General features: G+C 44.2%; 2 protein-coding genes. One reads left to right on the top strand and one right to left on the bottom strand.

Annotated features, from left to right (window positions below; genetic code table 11):
• Window positions 1–54: 54 nt before the first annotated feature.
• Entirely contained in the window at window positions 55–1335 is a 1281-nt protein-coding gene (locus ASV53_RS22420) for a cation:proton antiporter (protein ID WP_094958751.1), read from the bottom strand.
• A gap of 193 nt (window positions 1336–1528) precedes the next feature.
• On the opposite strand from ASV53_RS22420, the gene metH reads away from it, so the two are divergent.
• Window positions 1529–5200, top strand: a complete 3672-nt coding sequence (gene metH / locus ASV53_RS22425; RefSeq protein ID WP_094958752.1) for a methionine synthase — start codon at window positions 1529–1531, stop codon at window positions 5198–5200.
• Window positions 5201–5331 lie beyond the last annotated feature (131 nt).

Below are 5331 nucleotides of genomic sequence, written 5' to 3' on the forward strand. Positions count from 1 at the left end.
ATATAAAAAAGGCCTGCGACTGCAGGCCTTTTTTGTATTGAGGTGTAGCTTAAATCAGTTGTTCTGTGATTCCCAACCTTTTGCTTTTTGGATCAGGGAGGTAATGGTTGAACCTTGAATTAAAATAGAGAACACGACTACGGCATAAGTCATGACGAGGATGATTTCTCGGACATCAATGTTCTTTTCTGGAATAACAATGACACCAGCAGGAATTGCCATTGCCATGGCGAGCGCTAAGCCACCACGCAAGCCACCCCAGGTAAGGATTCGTACAGAGTAAGGGTTGTAGTCTCGGTATCGGTTAAAGCCGACATACGATAAACGTACGCTTAAGTAGCGGCTAAGCAGTACTAGCGGTACGGCAATCGACATTAGAATCCAATCTTCAGAGTGGAAATTAAATTGCAGCATACTCATACCAATCAATAGGAAAAGTACACCATTTAGGAATTCATCAACGAGTTCCCAGAAGTGATCTAAGTGATCTTCACTCTCTTTTGAGAAGCCAATGTAGCGTGTCCAGTTACCAATCATGATACCTGCAACCACCATTGCTAGCGGGCCAGATACATGAATCACATCAGCAAAGACGTAACCTGCAGTAGGAATACCTAGTGTCAAAAGCAATTCCATTGAGTGATCATCGGTTGCGCTGATCAAGTAATGGAATAGCAGGCCGAGTGCAAAGCCGTAGGCTATACCGCCAATTGCTTCTTGTAGGAATAGTTGACCTACACCTAATACCGTCGGTGCTTCTTGGCCAAAGGCGACAGTAAAAAGGGTGACGAAAATTACAAGGCCAAAACCATCATTGAAAAGTGACTCACCTTCAATTTGGGTTGAAATACGGCGTGGCGCATCCATTTTCTTCACAATGGCCAGAACAGCGATGGGGTCGGTCGGTGAAATAAGAGAACCAAAAATCAGGCAGTAAATGAAATCAAATTGAATGCCGATAACTTGGCAAATTCCCCAGAGAGCACCACCGATAAAGAAGGTTGAGAAAAGAGTGGCACCTAATGCCAATACGGTGATTTCCCATTTTTGGTCTTCGAGGTTTGGTAGTTTAATGCCAAGGCCGCCAGCAAAAAGAAGAAAGCCTAAGATCCCTTTGAGAAGGAAACTTTCAAAATTTATTTTCCCCAGTTGTTCTGCGGCGATGTCTTGAAGATTAAACCACCCATTTTGTCCGGCAATAACGATCCCTATAGATAAAACCAGCGCTCCTGCTGTAATGGCTATGGTTGTTTGCATCTTGCCTATTTTGCTATTAACAAAAGCGATGAGCATCGCCGCTGCGGCAAGGAAACATAAGGTACTGTATACGGACATTCGAAACCTCGGGTTGGTGAATGTGTAAAGTTAAAAATTGTCACAAAATATAAAACCATCGGGTCATGATAGCCATAAAAAAATCAGGCTTTTGATGAATTAGTTTTTCTATTCCAATTATCTTTAGACGTCTAGATTTCCATTGTTGCTGTGATAGGATGTGAATTAGCTGTAACACTAAAAAAGGAAGTAGATAGTGGCTAAGGGCAAAGGAATACTTGAACAAAGGTTAGCACAACAGATCCTAATCATAGATGGTGGCATGGGCACCATGATTCAGGGATATAAATTAGAGGAAGAAGATCACCGAGGTGAACGCTTCCGCGATTGGCATTCAGATCTGAAAGGTAATAACGACCTACTTGTCCTGACCCAGCCACAGTTAATCAAAGATATCCATCTTGCTTATTTAGAGGCAGGCGCTGATATTTTAGAGACGAACACTTTCAATGCCACCACGATTGCGATGGCTGACTATGATATGGAAAGCTTGAGCGCAGAAATCAATTATGAAGCTGCGAAGCTTGCTCGCCAAGCTGCTGATGAGTGGACAGCTAAAACGCCTGATAAACCTCGCTTTGTTGCTGGTGTGTTGGGCCCAACGAACCGTACGTGTTCTATTTCTCCTGATGTTAATGATCCCGGCTATCGCAATGTCACCTTTGACCAGTTGGTGGTAGCTTATTCTGAATCGACGCGTGCGCTTATTGCGGGCGGAGCTGATATTATTTTGGTGGAAACTATCTTTGATACCTTGAATGCAAAGGCCTGTACTTTTGCTGTTGAAACGGTATTCGAAGAAGATGGTATCCACTTACCTGTGATGATATCAGGTACGATCACCGATGCTTCTGGTCGTACACTCTCAGGTCAAACGACCGAAGCATTTTATAACTCATTGCGTCACGTAAAACCGATTTCATTTGGCTTGAACTGTGCGTTGGGGCCTGATGAGTTGCGTGAATATGTGAGTGAATTATCGCGTATTTCAGAATGTGCCGTTTCTGCTCACCCTAATGCAGGCTTACCTAATGCTTTTGGTGAATATGATTTAAGCCCTGAAGAGATGGCTGAACATATTCAAGAATGGGCGCAAAGCGGTTTCTTAAATCTGGTTGGTGGGTGTTGTGGTACAACCCCTGATCATATTCGTCAAATGTATGAAGTCACGCGTGACCTTCAACCTCGCCAATTACCTGAAATCCCGGTTGCTTGCCGATTATCCGGCCTTGAGCCACTGACCATTGATGCGGATACTTTGTTTGTAAATGTTGGTGAGCGTACTAACGTTACAGGCTCCGCTCGCTTTAAACGGCTTATCAAAGAAGAACTATACGACGAGGCATTGGAAGTCGCACGACAACAAGTCGAAGCGGGAGCACAAATCATCGATATTAATATGGATGAGGGGATGCTGGATGCAGAAGCTGCGATGGTGCGCTTTTTAAACCTTTGTGCCACCGAGCCTGAAATCTCAAAAGTGCCCATTATGGTCGACTCCTCTAAATGGGAAGTGATTGAGGCGGGCCTTAAATGCGTTCAAGGTAAACCGATTGTTAATTCGATTTCTTTGAAAGAAGGAAAAGAGAAATTTATAGGCCAAGCTAAATTACTGCGTCGCTATGGTGCTGCGGTGATAGTGATGGCATTTGATGAAGTAGGTCAGGCCGATACCAGAGAGCGAAAAGTTGAGATTTGTACCAATGCGTATCGAGTATTAGTCGACGAAGTGGGTTTTCCACCTGAAGATATTATCTTTGACCCTAATATTTTTGCCGTCGCAACCGGTATTGAAGAGCATGATAATTATGCGGTCGACTTTATTGAAGCGGTCGGTGATATCAAGCGCACGTTGCCATACGCCATGATTTCGGGCGGTGTGTCTAACGTTTCTTTTTCTTTCCGTGGTAATAACGCGGTACGTGAAGCTATTCATGCTGTTTTCCTTTATCACTGCTTTAAGCAAGGCATGGATATGGGGATCGTCAATGCAGGTCAATTAGCTATTTATGATGATTTACCGGATGAATTACGCGAAGCCGTTGAAGATGTTGTCCTTAATCGTCGCTCTGACAGCACTGAACGTTTACTCGATATTTCAGCAAAATACCGCGATAGCGGCAAAGTAGAAGAAGATCGCAGTGCGCAAGAGTGGCGTGGTTGGCCTGTTGAAAAGCGCCTTGAACATGCGTTAGTTAAAGGCATTACAGAGTTTATCGTTGAAGATACAGAAGAAGCGCGCGCCAAAGCGAGTAAGCCTCTTGAAGTGATTGAAGGCCCATTAATGTCGGGCATGAATGTGGTCGGTGACTTGTTTGGTGAAGGTAAAATGTTTTTACCTCAAGTAGTCAAATCGGCTCGTGTAATGAAACAAGCCGTTGCCTATTTAGAGCCTTACATTAATGCTGAAAAGCAGGCGGGTTATAGCAACGGAAAAATATTGCTGGCGACGGTAAAAGGCGATGTCCATGATATTGGTAAGAATATCGTAGGGGTTGTTTTGCAGTGTAATAACTATGAGATTATTGATCTTGGAGTGATGGTATCTTGTGAAAAGATCCTCAAAGTGGCGAAAGAAGAAAATGTCGACATTGTTGGGTTAAGTGGCCTGATTACCCCATCGCTTGATGAAATGGTCCACGTAGCCAAAGAAATGGAACGACAAGGTTTTGATTTACCGCTTTTGATTGGCGGTGCCACCACTTCAAAAGCACATACAGCGGTTAAGATAGAGCAAAATTATCATGCGCCTGTGGTGTATGTATCGAATGCATCTCGTGCTGTTGGAGTATGCTCTGCCTTATTGTCTGATGCGCAGCGACCAGCTTTTGTTGAGCGGTTAGATAAAGAATATGACGTAGTACGCGATCAACATAGTCGTAAAAAACCTCGCACCGCCCCTGTCACGCTAGAGCAAGCTCGTGAGAACTGTGCTGATATTGATTGGAATGAATACACGCCCCCTATTCCTGCAAAGCCGGGTGTACATATATTCAAAGACTTTCCGGTTGCGGAATTACGCCAATATATCGATTGGACACCCTTTTTCATGACTTGGTCGCTAAGTGGTAAATACCCGACGATTTTACGGCATGAAGTGGTGGGAGAAGAAGCACTGCGTTTGTTTAATGATGCGAATGCATTATTGGATGAGATCGAACAAAAAGGCACGATCAAAGCAAATGGTGTTTGCGGCTTATTTCCGGCTAATAACATTGGCGATGACGTTGAAGTGTATACCGACGACACTCGCACGGAAGTATTAACAGTGCTGCATGGTTTACGTCAGCAGACAAAGAAAACCAAAGGGGCTAACTACTGTCTGTCGGACTATATTGCACCGAAGAAAAGTAATAAGCCTGATTGGATTGGTGCGTTTGCGGTAACTGGTGGTATTGGTGAATATGACATTGCCGAGCAATTTAAAGAAGCGGGTGACGATTATAATGCCATCATGATCCAAGCCGTTGCGGATCGATTGGCGGAAGCGTTTGCTGAATGCTTACATAGAAAAGTACGCACAGAACTATGGGGATTTGCCCCTGATGAAGCGCTGACGAATGATGATTTGATCCGAGAAAAATACCAAGGTATTCGCCCTGCACCGGGTTACCCTGCATGTCCAGAACATACTGAAAAAGGCGCGATTTGGTCACTGCTAGAACCTGAAAAAAATGCTGGAATGACGTTAACTGAAAGCTATGCGATGTGGCCGGGAGCTGCAGTTTCAGGTTGGTATTTCTCTCACCCAGAATCTCGTTATTTTGCAGTCGCGCAAATTCAGAAGGATCAGGCGGAAGACTATGCACAACGAAAAGGTTGGACATTAGAAGAGGCTGAAAAGTGGTTAGGGCCAAATTTATAGCGATTACTCTTATGCATTAAAATGGAAAGGCACTCACTGAGTGCCTTTTTATTTTTGTGCGCCGAGCATGGTGTTGATCTAGGAGGTGAAAGTCCTCTACGGGCTCAGTCGAGCGAGAACCGTTAGCCTAT

It is taken from the genome of Photobacterium sanguinicancri, assembly GCF_002265265.1.
Classification (GTDB): domain Bacteria; phylum Pseudomonadota; class Gammaproteobacteria; order Enterobacterales; family Vibrionaceae; genus Photobacterium; species Photobacterium sanguinicancri.